We start from the raw sequence: 14568 nt of genomic DNA on the forward strand, positions 1-14568 counted from the left end.
CCATGGATTCCAAGATCATGACCGCGCTCGGCGACCGCGTGCTGGCGCTCGGGCCTCAGCCCGCGGCCGACGGGTCCTATCGCCATTTCAAGCTGACGCGCGATGCCGACGGCGTCGCCTGGCTGTTGTTCGACCGTGCGGAGGCCAGCGCCAACACGCTGTCGTCGGATGTGATGGAGGAGTTCGACGCCGTGCTCGCGGCGATCGAAACCGAGCGTCCCGCCGGCCTCGTGATCCGCTCGGCCAAGCCGTCCGGCTTCATTGCCGGCGCCGACGTCAACGAATTCCGCGGCGCGTCCGATCCCGGCATGGTGGAGACGCGCATCCGCAGCGCGCATGCCGTGGTCGATCATCTGGAGGCGCTGCGGCTGCCGACGGTTGCGGTCATTCATGGCTTCTGCCTCGGCGGCGGCCTCGAGGTCGCGCTCGCCTGCCAGTCGCGCATCGCCATCGATGGCGCGCGCTTCGGCTTCCCGGAGGTGATGCTCGGCCTGCATCCTGGCCTCGGCGGCACCGCACGCTTCACCGCGCTGGTCAACCCGACCCAATCGATGGCCTTGATGCTGACCGGCCGCACCATCGATGCGCGCCGCGCCAGATCGCTCGGCCTCGTCGACACCGTGACGCAGGAGCGGCACGTCCGCAACGCGGTAAAGGACGCGCTGTTCGGCCGGCTGAAGCGGGCCCGGCCGGGTCTTCTCACCCGCGCGGCCAATTTCGGCCCCGTGCGCGGGCTGCTTGCCAAGCGCATGCGCTCGGAGGCCGCGAAGGCGGCCTCGCGCGAGCACTATCCCGCGCCGTACGCGCTGATCGATCTCTGGGAGACGCATGGCGGCAGCAAGGCCGCGATGCTGAAGGCCGAGCAGGCCTCCTTCGCCAAGCTGATGGTGACGCCGACGGCGCAGAACCTGATCCGCGTGTTCTTCCTGCGCGAGCAGATGAAGAAGGCCGCGGGCTCCGGCAACACGGTCAAGCATGTCCATGTGATCGGCGCCGGCGCCATGGGCGGCGACATCGCTGCTTGGGTAGCGAGCCAGGGGCTGCGCGTCTCGCTCGCCGACATGAAGGCGGCGCCGATCGCGGGCGCGGTCAAGCGCGCCGCCGAGCTCTACGGCAAGATCATCCGCAAGCCGACCGAGGTGCGCGATGCGCTCGACCGCCTGATCCCGGACATGGACGGTGAGGGCGTCCGCAACGCCGATCTCATCATCGAGGCGGTGCCGGAAAAGCTCGAGCTCAAGCAGAAGGTCTATGCCGGCCTCGAGCCGGTGACGAAGCCGGGCGCGATTCTCGCCACCAACACATCGAGCATCCCGCTCCAGGATCTGCGCAACGGACTGGCGCGGCCGGAACGGCTCGTCGGTCTGCATTTCTTCAACCCGGTGTCACGGCTGCAACTGGTCGAGGTCGTCAGCCATGACGGCAACGATCCGCAAGTTCTGAAGGAGGCGCTCGCCTTCGTCGGCGTGATCGACCGCCTGCCGCTTTCCGTGAAGAGCTCGCCCGGCTTCCTCGTCAACCGCGCGCTGACGCCTTACATGCTGGAGGCGATGGTGATGCTGGACGAGAAGATCGACCAGCGCCTGATCGATGCCGCGGCCGAACAGTTCGGCATGCCGATGGGGCCGATCGAGCTCGCTGATCAGGTCGGGCTCGACATCTGCATCGACGTCGGCGACATGCTGCGCACCAAGTTCGGCGATCTCTTGCCGCCGACGCCGGCCTGGCTGCGCGAGAAGGTTGCCAAGGGCGAGCTCGGCCGCAAGACCGGCAAGGGCTTCTACGTCTGGAAGGACGGCAAGGTGGAGAAGGCGCCGCTGCCGGAGACCGGCCCGCGCGTCACCGACCAGATGATCGACCGGCTGGTGCTGCCGATGTCGAACGTCTGCGTCGCGGCTCTTCGCGAAGGCATCGTCGACGATGCCGATGCGGTCGACGGCGCCATGATCTTCGGTACCGGCTACGCGCCTTTCCGCGGCGGCCCGCTCAACTATGCGCGCACGCGCGGGGTGGAAAATATCGTATCCACCTTGCGTGCGCTGACTGAGCGATTCGGCGGCCGCTTCGCGCCCGATCCGGGCTGGAACAATTTCAAGTGAGAGGCACATGACTGAAAAGGCCGACACCGAGCCGCGCGGCGATCTCTGCATCCGCACGCTGGCGATGCCCGCCGACACCAACGCCAATGGCGACATCTTCGGCGGCTGGCTGCTGAGCCAGATGGACGTCGGCGGCGGCGTGTTCGCGTCGAAGGCGGCGAAGTCGCGCACCGTCACGGTCGCGATCGAGGCGATGAATTTTCGTAAAGCGGTCTATGTCGGCGATCTCGTTTCGGTCTACGCCAATCTCGTGCGTGTGGGACGCACCTCGCTCACCGTGCATCTCGAAGCCTGGGCGCTCCGTCGCGGGGAGGAGCACCCGTTCCTCGTCACCGACGGCAACTTCACCTACGTCTCGATCGACGAACACGGCCGCCCGCAAGCGGTTCGCTCGACCGATCCGTCGATCGCGACGTAATCGCGCGCGACGCCGTGCCTCATGCTCGCTGTCGTTGCTGTTGGCGATCACGGCGCCACTGAGTCATCGCGTCGCGGCTTCGCCAAGAACCAGTCATAAAAGAGATGAGGTCCCGGCGTACTCAATTGCGTGTCGATTCGGGGACAAAAACGGCTGATTTGCCCTAGGAACCTTTGGGCAGGACTGTCGTTATTTGCCCGCACTCAGGACACAACGGGCCATGACGGACAGCTACATCATCGAAGTTAATTCGCAGACCGCAGGTATCGTCGTTCGCAATCAAGGAGGCTACTGCTTCTTCGCCTCATCCCACCAATTCAACCGCCTGGAAGGCCAACTCTTTCGCAACGCCCGCGAAGCCGAGCGCGCCGCAAGCAAGCTCGTTAACGGCGAAGTGAAGGAGGCGGCGTAGCGCCTGGTCATTCCGGGGCGCGCGAAGCGCGAGGTCGGAATCTTTTGCCGAGAATGCTGCTCTTCCCTCTCCCCTTGCGGGAGAAGGTGGCGCGAAGCGCCGGATGAGGGGTTCTATCGGCGTGCTCAAAAGCGCGAGGTCCATTCGCGGAGAGAGTCCCCTCACCCGTCTCGCCGCTGGCGCGGCGAGCCACCCTCTCCCACAGGGGGAGAGGGTGAAGCGCCATCACAGTTTCGTGGCGGCGCGCGACAGCAGCTTCCAGTCGTCGCCCTGCTTCTGCCAGTTCATCAGGATGTGAAGGTTGGTCGGCACTTTTTTCCCATCGGCCGCCATCTCCTGCTCGGCGACCCAGTGGAAGCGCACGATCGCGGCGGGGCCGACGACCTTGATGGTCGGGTCCTTGTATTCGATCGACAGGAATTTTGATTTGCCGTCAGTGGCGTTGGCGATGAAGGTCGCCTTGTCCTCGACCTTGCCGCTGGAATGGCTGTAGCTCAGATCGTCCCAGCAGAGCGCGCCGAGCGCCTTGGGATCGGCCGCGATCTGAGCGAGGCGGAAGGCCTCGACCTTCTTCGCCACAGCCTCTTCGTCCGCCGAACCCGCAAGTGCGCCGGATGCCGTGAAGGCGAGGGTGGAGACGGCCAGGGTCGAGAGAGCCAGGCTTGAGAGAGACAGCTCGCGCCGGTTGATGATCATCGTTTCCTCCTTTTTGATCTTGCCGCGAGTGTTGCAGCCGCGCGCGACTTTGTCGAGTGTCACCTCGTCGTCATGCGCATGCGTCATTGCGCGATCGAGGACGTATTGATACGTCTCGCGTATCGATGCGTCGCGCATTTGGGAAAGTACGGAAATGATCGAGACTATCGGCAGGGCGTTGCTGTTCGATATCGACGGCACGCTCGCCAACACCGACCCGTTGCACCTGAAAGCCTTCAACCAGGTGCTCGGCCCCCGCGGCCATGTCTTCGATCACGCACGCTTCTCGAGAGAGCTGCAGGGCTTCTCCAATGCGTCGATCGGCGAACGCTTTCTCATCGAGGAGGCGCCGGAGCGCCGCGTCGCGATCCTCGGCGAGAAGGAGGAAGTCTTCCGTGCGCTCGTCGCCGGGCAGATCGAGCCGCTGCCCGGTTTGATGGCGCTGCTCGACCGGGCGGATGCCGCCGGCATTCCCATGGTCGCCGTCACCAACGCGCCGCGCCTCAATGCGGAGTTGCTGCTCTCCGGGCTCGGCATCACCAAGCGATTCAAGGCGATCGTGATCGGCGACGAGCTTGCGCATGGCAAGCCGCATCCGCTGCCCTATCATGAGGGGCTTCGCTTCGTCGATGCCGACGCGCGGGCCTCGATCGCGTTCGAGGATTCCCGCTCCGGCGTGCAGTCGGCCACGGCTGCCGGCATTCCGACCATCGGGATACGCACCAGCCTCAGTCATGCTGACCTTGTCGCCGCCGGCGCCGTCGCGTCCGCGAGCGCCTTCGACGATCCGGAGCTGCTCGCGCGTCTCGCCGCCAAGATGGCGTGGTGAGGAGCCTCGTCCGTTAACCGTGATCAGCTCTTGCATTGACCGATCGCGCGAACCGCCGCACCATGCATCCATTGATTTGAGGCCATCGCCGTGACCGGATTGACCCATCGCCAAGCCGAAATCCTCAACATCGCGCGCGCCTCCGGCCGCGTGATGGTCGAAGAACTGGCGCGCCGGTTCGAGGTGTCGGCGCAGACCATCCGGAAAGATCTCAACGATCTCTGCGAGCGCCGGTCGCTGACCCGCATCCATGGCGGCGCCATCATTGCCTCCGGCGTCGAAAATCTCGCCTATGAGGCGCGGCGCTTCGTCGCCGCCGACGAGAAGAAGGCGATCGGGGTGGCGGCCGCATCGCTCATTCCCAACGGCTGCTCGCTCTTCATCAACATCGGCACCACGACCGAGGAGGTCGCGAGCGCGCTCACCTCGCACGAGGACCTCCTCGTCATCACCAACAATCTCAACGTCGCCATGCTGCTCTACCGCCATCCGCGCATCGAGGTGGTGGTCGCCGGCGGCACGGTGCGGCGTGCCGACGGCGCCGTGGTCGGCTCGACCGCGACGCAGCTCATCGGCCAGTTCAAGGTCGACTACGCCATCATCGGCGCCTCCGCGATCGACGAGGAGGGCGCATTGCTCGACTTCGATTATCGCGAGGTCCAGGTCGCGCAGGCCATCATCGCCAATGCCCGCAGCGTCATGCTGGTCGCGGACTCGACGAAGCTTCGCCGCAGCGCGCCGGTGCGCATCGCCCATATCAGCCAGATCCAGACCTTCGTCACCGACCAGGAGTTGCCCGAACGCCTCGCCACCATCTGCCACAGCAAGGGCATCGAGGTGGTGGAGGCGATGCCGAAGACCGCCGATATCGATGACGGGGCAGGGGAAGCTGCGCAGGATGCAGCGCCCGAAGCGGCGCCGGTGGTCAGGCTGAGATAGCGCTCCATTTCACGCTCCCTGGTGGGCAGGGCGATCGCATATGAATGCGAGCGTGGCAGGCAGCCTTCTCGCGGTCCATCCTTCGAGACGCCCGCTGTAGGCGGGCTCCTCAGGATGAGGTCTCGTGTCGGGGCGAAATCCTAGACCCTCATGGTGAGGAGCGCCGCCTTACGGCGCGTCTCGAACCATGGAGGCCAGGTACGCGCCACAAGGTCACAGACGAGACGTCTCCCGGTCCAGTGCAGGATGCACTTCTGCCTACTCCTTCACTCAACTGCCCACAAAAAAAGTTCCGGTTTCGCTTCCTTTCGCTTCTCTTTCGTCTTGCTTTCGTTTTGCGGTGTGATCTAATTAAAAACGAAAGTCGCCGCTGGATGGAACAAGCGGCCGCCGGGGGATGCGTCTGTTGGAGCGTATTTTCGACCTCGCCATTATCGGAGGCGGTGTTAACGGCTGCGGCATCGCGCGCGATGCGGTGGGCCGGGGCAACACGGTTTTCCTGTGTGAAATGAATGATCTGGCGAGCGGGACGTCGTCCTGGTCGACCAAGCTCGTACATGGCGGCCTGCGCTATCTCGAATATTACGAGTTTCGCCTGGTCCGTGAGGCGCTGATCGAGCGCGAGATCCTCTGGGGCATCGCGCCCCACATCATCCGTCCCCTGCGTTTCGTTTTGCCGCATCACGCGGGCCTGCGGCCGGCCTGGCTGCTGCGGCTCGGCCTCTTCCTCTACGACCACATCGGCGGCCGTCATCTCCTGCCGGCGACCCGTTCGGTCGATCTCAGGCGCGATGAGGTCGGCCGCCCGCTGATCCCGAATCGCTATACCCGCGCGTTCGAATATTCCGACTGTTTCGTCGACGATGCCCGCCTCGTCGTGCTCAATGCGCGCGATGCCGCCGACAAGGGCGCCGAGATCCGCACCCGCACCCGCGCCACCGAAATCCGCCAGTCCGACGGCATCTGGACCGTTAGCATGGTCGATACGCTGAGCGGCGCACGCTCATCCATCCAGGCCCGCGCACTCATCAATGCCGGCGGCCCCTGGGTCGAGGACGTCTTGGGCCGCGGCGCCGGCGTCAATGCGAAAGCCAAGGTGCGTCTGGTGCAGGGCTCGCATATCGTGGTGAAAAAGCTCTACGATCACGACCGTGCCTACATGTTCCAGAATGCGGATGGTCGCATCATCTTCGTCATCCCCTACCAGGACGATTTCACGCTGATCGGCACCACCGATCGCGACTATGACGGCGATCCGTCCAAGGTGAAGGCGACGCCGGAGGAGATCCACTATCTCTGCACCGCCGCGAGCGAATATCTGGCCAAGCCGGTGACACCGGAGGACGTGGTCTGGACCTATTCCGGCGTGCGTCCGCTTTATGACGACGGCGCCAACGAAGCCAAGGCCGCGACCCGCGACTACGTGTTCGAGCTCGATACGCCCGGCGGCGTGCCGCTGCTGTCGATCTATGGCGGCAAGATCACCACCTACCGCCGCCTCGCCGAGGAGGCGCTGGAGCGGCTCGCGCCCTATCTTCGCAGCGCGAAAGCGCGCGAGGGCTGGACCGGCAAATGGCCGCTGCCCGGCGGCGACATGGATGTGTCGGCCGTCGACGGCCTGATCGCCGAGCTGCAACGCGGCTATTCCTTCCTCAGCCACGAGCATGCGCGGCGCCTCGCGCGCGCCTACGGCACCCGCGCGATCAAGCTGCTTGGCGATGCGAAATCGACCGCCGATCTCGGCCAGGCTTTTGGCGCGACGCTGACCGAGCGCGAGGTCCGCTACCTCATGGCCAACGAATGGGCGGTTACCGCCGAGGACATCGTCTGGCGTCGTTCCAAGCTTGGCCTGCGACTAAGTGCCGAGGAGATCGCGGCGCTTGACGACTGGATCAGGACCCACGCCGTGCAGCAAAGTCCCCTGCTGGAAGCAGGAGGCCGCTCATGACCGTGACGCTCGATCACGTGACCCGGACCGTCGATGGGATCCCGCACATCCGCGACGTTTCGCTGACGCTCGAGAGCGGTACGCTCAACGTGCTGCTCGGGCCGACGCTGTCGGGCAAGACCTCGATCATGCGGCTGCTCGCGGGCCTCGACAAGCCGACCACGGGCAAGGTGCTGGTCAACGGCAAGGACGTCACCGGCGCCGACGTGCGCCAGCGCTCGGTGGCGATGGTCTACCAGCAGTTCATCAACTACCCCTCGCTCTCGGTCTATGAGAACATCGCTTCGCCGCTGCGCGTGCAGGGCAAGCCACGCGAGGAGATCGAGAAGCGGGTGGCGGAGGCCGCAAAACTGCTCAGGCTCGAGCCGTTCCTCAAGCGCACGCCGCTCCAGCTCTCCGGCGGCCAGCAGCAGCGCACCGCGATCGCGCGCGCCCTGGTGAAGGGCGCCGATCTCGTCCTGCTCGACGAGCCGCTCGCCAATCTCGACTACAAGCTGCGCGAGGAGCTGCGCGCCGAACTGCCGCGCATCTTCGAGGCCTCGGGCGCGATTTTCGTCTATGCCACCACCGAGCCCAGCGAAGCGCTGCTGCTCGGCGGCAACACTGTTTGCATGTGGGAAGGCCGGGCGCTCCAGATCGGCGAGACCTCCAACGTCTACCGCCGGCCGCAGACCCTGCGGGTCGCTCAGGTGTTCTCCGATCCGCCGCTCAACCTCGTCGGCATCGAGAAGAAGAACGGCTCCGTGCGATATGCCGGCGGCACCACGTCGCCGGCCTCGGGCCTCTATGCCGGGCTCGCCGACGGCGCCTATCGCGTCGGCTTTCGCGCGCATCAGCTCGGGCTTGCCAATGGTGAGGCCGACCGCCACGCCTTCCATGCCACGGTGACGGTGACGGAGATCACCGGTTCGGAGAGTTTCGTGCATCTGACCCGCGACGGCTTGAATTGGGTTGCGGTCCTGCACGGCGTGCACGAGTTCGAGCCCGGCCAGACCATCGACGCCGTGCTCGATCCCAACGACGTCTTCGTCTTCGATGCGGCCGACCGCCTGGTCGCCGCGCCGATCTCGTGAAGGAGGCGCTCGATGGCCCGCATTGACCTCGTCGATCTCGCGCACTCCTACACCGGCAATGACGCAGCCCCGGAAAGCTTTGCGCTGAAGCCGGTGACCATGACCTGGCGGCAGGGCGGTGCCTATGCGCTGCTTGGGCCGTCCGGCTGCGGCAAGACCACGCTGCTCAACGTCATCTCCGGCATCATCACGCCTTCGCGCGGGAAAATCCTGTTCGACGGCAAGGACATCACACCGCTGTCAACCCAGAAGCGCAACATCGCCCAGGTGTTCCAGTTTCCGGTGATCTACGACACCATGACTGTGGGGCAGAACCTGGCGTTTCCGCTGAAGAACCGAGGCGTGCCGAAAGCCGAGATCGACAAGCGCGTTGCCGAGATCGGCCGCCTGCTCGATCTCGAACCCTATCTGAACCGCAAGGCGACGCGGCTCACGGCCGACGCCAAGCAGAAGATCTCGCTCGGCCGCGGCCTCGTCCGCTCCGACGTCGCCGCCGTGCTGTTCGACGAGCCTTTGACCGTCATCGATCCCGAGCTGAAATGGCAGCTTCGCTCCAAGCTGAAGGCGCTGCATCGCGAGCTCGACCTCACGATGATCTACGTCACCCACGACCAGACCGAGGCGCTGACCTTTGCCGATACCGTGGTCGTCATGCATGACGGCCGCGTGGTGCAGAGCGGCACGCCGGCCGAGCTGTTCGACAAGCCGGCCCACACCTTCGTTGGCTATTTCATCGGCTCGCCGGGCATGAACATCCTGCCGGCCGAGGTCAGGGGCCGCGAGGCGCGGATCGGCGGCCATGTCATCGCGCTCGACCGCAGCTACGACAATCTGCCGGCGGGCGCCAAGATCGAGATCGGGGTGCGTCCGGAGTTCGTCGACGTCGTCGCGCCGGCACCGGGCCTGCTCACGGCGAAGATCGACCGCATCGACGACCTCGGCCGCATCCGCTTCGCCCGCGTCCGCGTCGGCGACGCCAAGTTGGCGGCGCGCGCACGCGCTGGTTTCACCAGCGGCGATGGCAGCGCCGGCCTGAAGTTCGATCCGTCGCACGTCCACGTCTATGCCGACAGCCTTCTGGTGGAGGGAGCCGCCTGATGGACAAGACCATCAACCAAAAAGCCTGGTTCCTGGTGCTGCCGGTGTTCCTGGTGGTGGCCTTCTCGGCGGTGCTGCCGCTGATGACGGTCGTGAACTATTCGATGCAGGACACCTTCGGCAACAACCAGTTCTTCTGGAACGGTGTCGGCTGGTTCAAGGAATTGCTCGATCCCTCGACCGATCTCGGCGGCCGCTTCCTCGCTTCGCTCGGGCGCAACCTGTTCTTCTCGCTCGTCATCCTCGCCATCGAGGTGCCGCTCGGCATCGTCGTCGCGCTGTCGATGCCGCGCCAGGGCTGGACGGTGGCAGCCTGCCTCGTCATCCTCGCTCTGCCGCTCCTGATTCCGTGGAACGTGGTTGGGACGATCTGGCAGATCTTCGGCCGGCCCGATATCGGCCTGCTCGGCTATACGCTCAATGCGATGGGCATCGAGTACAACTACGTCTCCAACGATATCGATGCCTGGGTCACCGTCATCGTGATGGACGTCTGGCACTGGACGAGCCTGGTTGCGCTGCTCTGCTACGCCGGCCTGAAGTCGATCCCCGAGGCCTATTACCAGGCCGCGCAGATCGACGGCGCTTCGCGCTGGGCGGTGTTCAAGGCGATCCAGCTGCCGAAGATGAACCGCGTGCTCCTGATTGCGGTGCTGCTGCGCTTCATGGACTCTTTCATGATCTACACCGAGCCGTTCGTCGTCACCGGCGGCGGGCCCGGCAACTCGACCACCTTCGTGTCGATCGAGCTCGTCAAGATCGCGCTCGGCCAGTTCGATCTCGGCAAGGCGGCGGCGCTGTCGCTGGTCTACAATTTGATCATCCTGATCGTCTGCTGGGTCTTCTACACCGTCATGACCAATGCCGGCGTTGAGCGTAAGGCGCAGGCGGAAGAGGAGCCGGCGGCGGAGCGCAAGCCCGCAGGCGCGCTCCAGCCAGCGCCCGCGCCCGCGCTCAAGCCGAAGGAAGGAGTGGCCTGATGCACTCGATTCCCGGACGCCGCGTCATCATGGCGCTGTTCCTGATCTTCCTGTTGTTGCCGATCTACTGGCTCGTCAACATGAGCTTCAAGACCAACAGCGAGATCGTCTCGACGATGACGCTGTGGCCGCACACGCCGACGCTCCAGCACTACAGGCGCATCTTCACCGACGAGAGCTGGTATTCCGGCTATATCAACTCGCTCGAATACGTCGTCCTTAACACCATTATCTCGATCTCGGTGGCGCTGCCGGCGGCCTACGCGTTCTCGCGCTACCGCTTCCTCGGCGACAAGCATCTGTTCTTCTGGCTGCTGTCGAACCGCATGGCGCCGGCCGCGGTCTATGCGCTGCCGTTCTTCAACCTCTATTCGGCGATCGGGCTCTTTGATACGCCTTGGGCCGTTGCGCTCGCGCACTGCATCTTCAACGTGCCGCTCGCGGTGTGGATCCTGGAAGGCTTCGTCTCCGGCGTGCCGCGCGAGATCGACGAGACCGCCTTCCTCGACGGCTATTCCTTCCCGCGCTTCTTCATCAAGATCCTGGTGCCGCTGATCGCGAGCGGCATCGGCGTTGCCGCCTTCTTTTGCTTCATGTTCTCCTGGGTCGAGCTGCTGCTCGCGCGCACGCTGACCTCGGTGCAGGCCAAGCCGATCGCGGCGATCATGACGCGCACGGTGTCGGCGGCCGGCATGGATTGGGGGCTGCTCGCGGCCGCCGGCGTGCTCACCATCATTCCGGGCGCGCTCGTGATCTGGTTCGTCCGCAACTACATCGCGCGCGGCTTTGCGCTCGGCAGAGTCTAGAGGAGGCGAGGATGGAATCCATCGCATGGATGGCCTGGACGCTGCCGACGGCGATCTTCTTCATAGCGCTCGCCTGCACGCTGGCGGTGATGACCTGGCTTGCTGCGGTCTATCCCGAGGCCGAGCGCGTCGGCGTGCTGCGTATCCCGACCACGCGCGGCGACCGCCTGTTCGTCTCGCTGATCGCGGCCGCCGTCATCCACCTCCTGTGGATCGCCTTCCTCGGCACCGACGCGATCGCGACGCTGCCGATCGGCGAGGACGGCTTTGAAATCTCGAGCCTGTGGCTCGCAAGTGGAATTTCGCTTGTCACGGCCGTGCTCATTTTCCGCACGGTCTGAAGCTCGCGAAGAGACGGCCAGATCCGGGATCAACCCGGGCCTGTATAAGGTTTGTCGCTGCAACGGAGGAACAACATGCGACAGTTTAGGAGAAGGAAAGGTCCATTGACCAAGAACAATTTTCTGACCATGTCCAGCGCCGCCGCCCTCGTTGCGGTGTCGTTCGCCGTCTCGGCGCCGGTTCGCGCCGCCGACGACGCCGTGATCCAGAAGTGGATCGCGGAATTCCAGCCCTCGACGCTGTCGAAGGACGACCAGAAGAAGGAGTTGGAGTGGTTCGCCAAGGCGGCCGAGCCGTTCAAGGGCATGGAGATCAACGTCGTCTCCGAGACGATCACGACCCACGAATACGAGTCGCAGACGCTCGCCAAGGCGTTCTCCGAGCTCACCGGCATCAAGCTCAAGCACGACATCATCCAGGAAGGTGACGTCGTCGAGAAGCTGCAGACCCAGATGCAGTCCGGCAAGAACGTGTATGACGGCTGGATCAACGACTCCGACCTGATCGGCACGCACTTCCGCTACGGCCAGACCATCGTGCTGTCCGACTACATGAAGGGCGAGGGCAAGGACGTCACCGATCCCATGCTCGACGTCAACGACTTCATCGGCAAGTCGTTCACGACCGCGCCGGACGGCAAGCTCTACCAGCTGCCCGACCAGCAGTTCGCGAACCTCTATTGGTTCCGCTACGACTGGTTCACCAACCCCGACTACAAGGCCAAGTTCAAGGCCAAGTATGGCTACGAGCTCGGCGTGCCCGTGAACTGGTCGGCCTATGAGGACATCGCCGAGTTCTTCACCAACGACATCAAGGAGATCAACGGCGTCAAGGTCTACGGCCATATGGACTATGGCAAGAAGGACCCCTCGCTCGGATGGCGATTCACCGACGCCTGGCTGTCGATGGCCGGCAACGGTGACAAGGGCATTCCGAACGGTCTGCCGGTCGACGAGTGGGGCATCCGCATGGAAGGCTGCCGCCCGGTCGGCTCGAGCATCGATCGTGGCGGCGACACCAACGGTCCCGCCGCGGTCTACGCCATCACGAAGTATCTCGACTGGCTGAAGAAGTACGCGCCGCCGCAGGCGCAGGGCATGACCTTCTCGGAGGCAGGTCCGGTGCCGGCGCAGGGCAACATCGCCCAGCAGATCTTCTGGTACACCGCCTTCACCGCCGACATGGTGAAGCCCGGCATCGCCGTGATGAACGCGGACGGTACGCCGAAGTGGCGTATGGCCCCGTCGCCGCACGGTTCGTACTGGAAGGAAGGCATGAAGCTCGGCTACCAGGACGCCGGCTCCGTGACGCTTCTGAAGTCGACCCCGGCTGATCGCCGCAAGGCAGCCTGGCTCTATCTCCAGTTCATCATCTCCAAGACGGTGTCGCTGAAGAAGAGCCATGTCGGTCTCACGTTCATCCGTGAATCCGACATCTGGGACAAGTCGTTCACCGAGCGTGCGCCGAAGCTCGGCGGCCTGATCGAGTTCTACCGCTCGCCCGCGCGCGTGCAGTGGACCCCGACCGGCAACAACGTGCCTGACTATCCGAAGCTCGCGCAGCTCTGGTGGCAGAACATCGGCGATGCGTCGTCCGGTACGAAGACGCCGCAAGCTGCGATGGATGCACTCGCGGCCGCCCAGGACTCCGTGATGGAGCGTCTGGAGAAGTCGGGCGTGCAGGGCGCCTGCGGTCCGAAGCTGCACAAGAAGGAGTCGGCCGAGTACTGGTTCGCGAAGGCCGAGAAGGACGGCACCATCGCGCCGCAGCGCAAGCTCGCCAACGAGAAGCCGAAGGGCGAGACGGTCGACTACGACACCCTGATCAAGTCGTGGCCGGCGACCCCGCCCAAGCGCGCGGAAGCGAAGTAAGCCTCGCGCACAGCGCCATCAAACGCGAAAGGCCGGGAGCGATCCCGGCCTTTTTCTTTTCTGCGAACGCACTCTGCAACCACATCGTCATTGCGAGCGCAGCGAAGCAATCCAGGCTGCCACCGCGGAAAAGACTCTGGATTGCTTCGCTAGGTTCGCAATGACGAGCTTGTGGCGCGGCCGTCCCTCATTCTCGACGGCATCGCCCGCCTTGTGCGCAATTGCGCACTGGGCGGGCGATCGATAAATACGGAGAAGCCGCGGCGCGCTGGATCTCCCGCTTTCACGGGGCACAACGACGAGGTTGTGGCGCCAGATTTACGGATTCGCGCTTGCGCGCCGGCCGCGCTCACTCCTTGCGCTTCACCATATCCTCGATCATCGCCTGCACATGCGCGAGCCAGGCCCTCCGCATCTCCTGATCCGCAAGGTCGATCTGCGTATAGCTTGACAACGTGTAGAGGTTGGCGCGGTAGAAATAGGTGAGTGAGAGGATCGACAGATAAAGATGGAAGCGGTCGCAGTCCGGCCTGAACTCGCGACGCTCGATGCCGCACTGGAGGACGCGCTCCAGCATGCCCAGCTGCGTATTGGCGAAGCTGCGGCGGATGTTGTTCCTGACGTGACGGCCCTTGAACAGATTCTCCGACGCGAGAATGCTGAGCAGCTCTGGGTGAGCCCAGTAGTAGTTCCAATTGAAGGCGACCAGCGCGGCGAGCGCTTGGCGTGGCCTGGAGAAATCGAGATCGAGCGCCTCTTCCGACGCAACCAGGTCGGCATAGCAATGCTCGATGACCTGATGGAAGAGCTTCTCCTTGCTCTTGAAATAGTAGTAGAGCATCCGGTCGTTGCTCTTGGCGGCCTTGCTGATGCGATCGACCCGCGCGCCGCCATAGCCTTCGCGGGCAAACTCGGCGACGGCCGCGCGCAGAATGGCCTCGCGGGTCTGATCGGGCGCCCGCGTCCGCCGGGCCGTTGAGGCCCGTTTCCGCTTGGCCGCCCTTCGCGGCGCGGCGAGAGTGCGGACTGGCAGCTCTGTATCGTTGGCCATCGCGTA

Annotated in this window: 14 protein-coding genes; 12 read left to right on the plus strand and 2 right to left on the minus strand. The window is 64.6% G+C overall.

Going from position 1 to position 14568, the window contains the following annotated elements; translation table 11 throughout:
- Window positions 1-2: 2 nt before the first annotated feature.
- From K289_RS0118755 to K289_RS0118765, 3 genes are all read left to right on the plus strand, one after another.
- Window positions 3-2099, plus strand: a complete 2097-nt coding sequence (locus tag K289_RS0118755; RefSeq protein ID WP_027552942.1) for a 3-hydroxyacyl-CoA dehydrogenase NAD-binding domain-containing protein — start codon at window positions 3-5, stop codon at window positions 2097-2099.
- Between the two features lie 7 nt (window positions 2100-2106).
- On the plus strand, window positions 2107-2517 hold the full coding sequence (locus tag K289_RS0118760; protein WP_027552943.1) for an acyl-CoA thioesterase: 411 nt from the start codon (window positions 2107-2109) through the stop codon (window positions 2515-2517).
- Window positions 2518-2737: 220 nt separating this feature from the next.
- The gene (locus K289_RS0118765; protein WP_027552944.1) at window positions 2738-2929 is read left to right on the plus strand and encodes a hypothetical protein; all 192 of its coding nucleotides are present in this window, start codon (window positions 2738-2740) and stop codon (window positions 2927-2929) included.
- Between the two features lie 225 nt (window positions 2930-3154).
- Here the strand turns inward: K289_RS0118765 and K289_RS0118770 are convergent, their stop codons facing one another.
- Window positions 3155-3625 carry a nuclear transport factor 2 family protein gene (locus tag K289_RS0118770; protein WP_027552945.1) on the minus strand — a complete coding sequence of 157 codons (471 nt, stop codon included), beginning with the start codon at window positions 3623-3625 and terminating at the stop codon, window positions 3155-3157.
- 154 nt (window positions 3626-3779) lie between these two features.
- Between K289_RS0118770 and K289_RS0118775 the strand changes: the two genes are divergently transcribed.
- From K289_RS0118775 to K289_RS0118815, 9 genes are all read left to right on the plus strand, one after another.
- Window positions 3780-4454 carry an HAD family phosphatase gene (locus K289_RS0118775; RefSeq protein ID WP_027552946.1) on the plus strand — a complete coding sequence of 225 codons (675 nt, stop codon included), beginning with the start codon at window positions 3780-3782 and terminating at the stop codon, window positions 4452-4454.
- A 90-nt stretch (window positions 4455-4544) separates the two neighbouring features.
- A complete protein-coding gene (locus K289_RS0118780; protein WP_027552947.1) occupies window positions 4545-5393 on the plus strand; it encodes a DeoR/GlpR family DNA-binding transcription regulator in 849 nt (282 codons plus the stop codon).
- Between the two features lie 397 nt (window positions 5394-5790).
- Window positions 5791-7341: a glycerol-3-phosphate dehydrogenase gene (gene glpD, locus K289_RS0118785; RefSeq protein WP_027552948.1), complete on the plus strand. Its 1551-nt coding sequence runs from the start codon at window positions 5791-5793 to the stop codon at window positions 7339-7341.
- Complete coding sequence (locus K289_RS0118790; RefSeq protein ID WP_027552949.1) at window positions 7338-8414, plus strand: ABC transporter ATP-binding protein; 1077 nt, start codon at window positions 7338-7340, stop codon at window positions 8412-8414. Before glpD ends, K289_RS0118790 begins: the two co-directional genes overlap by 4 nt.
- A gap of 12 nt (window positions 8415-8426) precedes the next feature.
- Complete coding sequence (locus tag K289_RS0118795; RefSeq protein WP_027552950.1) at window positions 8427-9512, plus strand: ABC transporter ATP-binding protein; 1086 nt, start codon at window positions 8427-8429, stop codon at window positions 9510-9512.
- Window positions 9512-10492: a carbohydrate ABC transporter permease gene (locus tag K289_RS0118800; protein WP_027552951.1), complete on the plus strand. Its 981-nt coding sequence runs from the start codon at window positions 9512-9514 to the stop codon at window positions 10490-10492. The genes K289_RS0118795 and K289_RS0118800 overlap by 1 nt, the downstream gene beginning before the upstream one ends.
- Window positions 10492-11298 carry a carbohydrate ABC transporter permease gene (locus K289_RS0118805; protein ID WP_027552952.1) on the plus strand — a complete coding sequence of 269 codons (807 nt, stop codon included), beginning with the start codon at window positions 10492-10494 and terminating at the stop codon, window positions 11296-11298. Before K289_RS0118800 ends, K289_RS0118805 begins: the two co-directional genes overlap by 1 nt.
- An 11-nt stretch (window positions 11299-11309) precedes the next feature.
- Window positions 11310-11639, plus strand: coding sequence for a DUF2160 domain-containing protein (locus K289_RS0118810; protein ID WP_027552953.1), 330 nt, complete (start codon window positions 11310-11312; stop codon window positions 11637-11639).
- Between the two features lie 129 nt (window positions 11640-11768).
- Window positions 11769-13511 carry an ABC transporter substrate-binding protein gene (locus tag K289_RS0118815; RefSeq protein WP_027552954.1) on the plus strand — a complete coding sequence of 581 codons (1743 nt, stop codon included), beginning with the start codon at window positions 11769-11771 and terminating at the stop codon, window positions 13509-13511.
- 349 nt (window positions 13512-13860) lie between these two features.
- On the opposite strand, the gene K289_RS44670 is transcribed toward K289_RS0118815, so the two are convergent.
- Entirely contained in the window at window positions 13861-14562 is a 702-nt protein-coding gene (locus K289_RS44670) for a TetR/AcrR family transcriptional regulator (protein ID WP_051310659.1), read from the minus strand.
- Between the last annotated feature and the right edge of the window lie 6 nt (window positions 14563-14568).

It is taken from the genome of Bradyrhizobium sp. Cp5.3 (assembly GCF_000426265.1).
In the GTDB taxonomy this organism is placed as follows: Bacteria; Pseudomonadota; Alphaproteobacteria; order Rhizobiales; family Xanthobacteraceae; genus Bradyrhizobium; species Bradyrhizobium neotropicale.

Bases quoted from the DNA above. Each gene is read 5' to 3' on its own strand.
- K289_RS0118755 (WP_027552942.1), top strand. From the start codon at position 3: ATGGATTCCAAGATCATGACCGCGCTCGGCGACCGCGTGCTGGCGCTC.
- K289_RS0118760 (WP_027552943.1), top strand. From the start codon at position 2,107: ATGACTGAAAAGGCCGACACCGAGCCGCGCGGCGATCTCTGCATCCGC.
- K289_RS0118765 (WP_027552944.1), top strand. From the start codon at position 2,738: ATGACGGACAGCTACATCATCGAAGTTAATTCGCAGACCGCAGGTATC.
- K289_RS0118770 (WP_027552945.1), bottom strand. From the start codon at position 3,625: ATGATCATCAACCGGCGCGAGCTGTCTCTCTCAAGCCTGGCTCTCTCG.
- K289_RS0118775 (WP_027552946.1), top strand. From the start codon at position 3,780: ATGATCGAGACTATCGGCAGGGCGTTGCTGTTCGATATCGACGGCACG.
- glpD (WP_027552948.1), top strand. From the start codon at position 5,791: ATGCGTCTGTTGGAGCGTATTTTCGACCTCGCCATTATCGGAGGCGGT.
- K289_RS0118790 (WP_027552949.1), top strand. From the start codon at position 7,338: ATGACCGTGACGCTCGATCACGTGACCCGGACCGTCGATGGGATCCCG.
- K289_RS0118795 (WP_027552950.1), top strand. From the start codon at position 8,427: ATGGCCCGCATTGACCTCGTCGATCTCGCGCACTCCTACACCGGCAAT.
- K289_RS0118800 (WP_027552951.1), top strand. From the start codon at position 9,512: ATGGACAAGACCATCAACCAAAAAGCCTGGTTCCTGGTGCTGCCGGTG.
- K289_RS0118805 (WP_027552952.1), top strand. From the start codon at position 10,492: ATGCACTCGATTCCCGGACGCCGCGTCATCATGGCGCTGTTCCTGATC.
- K289_RS0118810 (WP_027552953.1), top strand. From the start codon at position 11,310: ATGGAATCCATCGCATGGATGGCCTGGACGCTGCCGACGGCGATCTTC.
- K289_RS0118815 (WP_027552954.1), top strand. From the start codon at position 11,769: ATGTCCAGCGCCGCCGCCCTCGTTGCGGTGTCGTTCGCCGTCTCGGCG.
- K289_RS44670 (WP_051310659.1), bottom strand. From the start codon at position 14,562: ATGGCCAACGATACAGAGCTGCCAGTCCGCACTCTCGCCGCGCCGCGA.